This window comes from Streptomyces sp. NPDC059957, assembly GCF_042730015.1.
In the GTDB taxonomy this organism is placed as follows: Bacteria; Actinomycetota; Actinomycetes; order Streptomycetales; family Streptomycetaceae; genus Streptomyces.
This window is the reverse complement of record NZ_JBHWMB010000105.1, coordinates 1-2456: the sequence shown is the minus strand read 5'-3', so window position 1 is coordinate 2456 and position 2456 is coordinate 1. Positions and strand designations below refer to the sequence as shown.

2 protein-coding genes are annotated in these 2456 nt (G+C 69.8%); both read left to right on the top strand.

The window, feature by feature from the left end; translation table 11 throughout:
• Positions 1-324 precede the first annotated feature (324 nt).
• On the top strand, positions 325-1713 hold the full coding sequence (gene lpdA, locus ACFWBW_RS38350; RefSeq protein ID WP_250742547.1) for a dihydrolipoyl dehydrogenase: 1389 nt from the start codon (positions 325-327) through the stop codon (positions 1711-1713).
• A gap of 54 nt (positions 1714-1767) precedes the next feature.
• On the top strand, positions 1768-2456 hold a 689-nt coding region (locus ACFWBW_RS38345), incomplete at its 3' end, for a biotin/lipoyl-containing protein (RefSeq protein ID WP_385383341.1).

Here is a 2456-nt window from a genome sequence, read left to right as displayed (position 1 = left end):
ATAAACGGCCAGTGGCGGCCTGGGTTTGACCCCCGACACCGAACCCACCCCGTTCCCAGCCAGGGACAAGCCCTTCGAGCTCGTCCCGGGGCCTGTTCACTGACAACGAAATCCGTAGGTTTCTACGCTGCGGTAACCCCCGGTTCGGGCAGAACGACCTGCCCCAGGGCAGGCCCGGCGTCCCGCGTTCCGCCGACAAATGCGAAGATGGGTTCTCGGCAGGACAGGGCCCCCACCACAGGGCCGAAGAAAAAGCGGCCGTATACCAGCCGCCGCCCGGTCACAGAGGACCGGTGCTCGGCGCACATGCATGGAGGACGTGACGTGGCGAACGACGCCAGCACCGTTTTCGACCTAGTGATCCTCGGCGGCGGCAGTGGCGGTTACGCCGCGGCACTGCGCGCATCCCAGCTGGGTCTGGACGTTGCCCTGATCGAGAAGAACAAGCTCGGCGGCACCTGCCTGCACAACGGCTGCATCCCCACGAAGGCTCTGCTGCACGCGGGCGAGATCGCGGACCAGGCTCGCGAGGCCGCCCAGTTCGGTGTCAAGGCCACCTTCGAGGGCATCGACATCGCGGGTGTGCACAAGTACAAGGACGACATCATCGCGGGCCTGTACAAGGGTCTGCAGGGTCTGGTCGCCTCCCGCAAGCTGACCTACATCGAGGGTGAGGGCCGCCTCTCCTCGCCGACGTCCGTCGACGTGAACGGCCAGCGCATCCAGGGCCGCCACGTGCTCCTGGCGACCGGCTCCGTGCCGCGCTCGCTGCCGGGCCTGAACATCGACGGCAACCGCATCATCTCCTCGGACCACGCCCTGGTCCTGGACCGCGTGCCCGAGTCCGCCATCGTCCTGGGCGGCGGCGTCATCGGCGTCGAGTTCGCCTCGGCGTGGAAGTCCTTCGGCACCGACGTCACCATCGTCGAGGGCCTCAAGCACCTCGTACCGGTCGAGGACGAGAACAGCTCCAAGCTGCTGGAGCGCGCGTTCCGCAAGCGGGGCATCAAGTTCAACCTCGGCACCTTCTTCGACAAGGCCGAGTACACCGAGAACGGCGTTCGGGTCACCCTGGCCGACGGCAAGACCTTCGAGGCGGAGGTGCTGCTGGTCGCGATCGGCCGCGGCCCCGTGTCCCAGGGCCTGGGCTACGAGGAGCAGGGCGTCGCGATGGACCGCGGCTACGTCGTGGTCGACGAGTACATGCAGACCAACGTGCCGACCATCTCGGCCGTCGGCGACCTCGCCCCGACCCTCCAGCTCGCGCACGTCGGCTTCGCCGAGGGCATCCTGGTGGCGGAGCGTCTGGCCGGCCTCAAGGCCGTCCCGATCGACTACGACGGTGTGCCGCGCGTCACGTACTGCCACCCCGAGGTCGCCTCCGTCGGCATCACCGAGGCCAAGGCCAAGGAGATCTACGGCGCGGACAAGGTCGTGGCCCTCAAGTACAACCTGGCGGGCAACGGCAAGAGCAAGATCCTGAAGACCGCGGGCGAGATCAAGCTCGTCCAGGTCAAGGACGGTGCCGTGGTCGGCGTCCACATGGTCGGTGACCGGATGGGCGAGCAGGTCGGCGAGGCCCAGCTGATCTACAACTGGGAAGCCCTGCCGGCCGAGGTCGCGCAGCTCATCCACGCGCACCCGACGCAGAACGAGGCTATGGGCGAGGCGCACCTGGCGCTCGCCGGCAAGCCCCTGCACGCACACGACTAATCGTCACTGGGCGCGACGACCACTTCCGCACATTCGTTAGGAGCAACTGAAACCATGTCGGTTTCCGTAACCCTTCCGGCGCTCGGTGAGAGCGTCACTGAGGGCACTGTCACCCGTTGGCTGAAGGCCGAGGGCGAGCGCGTCGAGGCCGACGAGCCGTTGCTCGAGGTCTCGACCGACAAGGTCGACACCGAGATCCCGTCCCCCGTGTCGGGCATCCTGGCCTCCATCAAGGTCGCCGAGGACGAGACCGTCGAGGTCGGCGCCGAGCTGGCCGTCATCGACGACGGTTCGGGCGCGCCGGCCCCGGTCGCCGCTCCGGCCGCCGAGGCCCCCGCGGCCCCGGTCGCCGAGGCTCCGGCCGCTCCGGCTCCCGTCGCCGAGGCCCCGGCTGCCGCGGCTCCGGCCGCCGCCGCTCCGGCTGCCGCCGGTACCGATGTCGTGCTCCCCGCCTTGGGCGAGTCCGTCACCGAGGGCACCGTCACCCGCTGGCTGAAGCAGGTCGGCGAGTCGGTCGAGGCCGACGAGCCGCTGCTCGAGGTCTCGACCGACAAGGTCGACACCGAGATCCCCGCCCCGGTCGCCGGCGTCCTGCTGGAGATCCTGGTCGCCGAGGACGAGAACGCCGAGGTCGGCGCACGTCTGGCCGTCATCGGCGCGGCGGGCGCGGCTCCCGCGGCCGCTCCGGCCGCCGCTGCTCCGGCTCCGGCCGCCGCTCCGGCGCCCGTGGCCGCCCCCGTGGC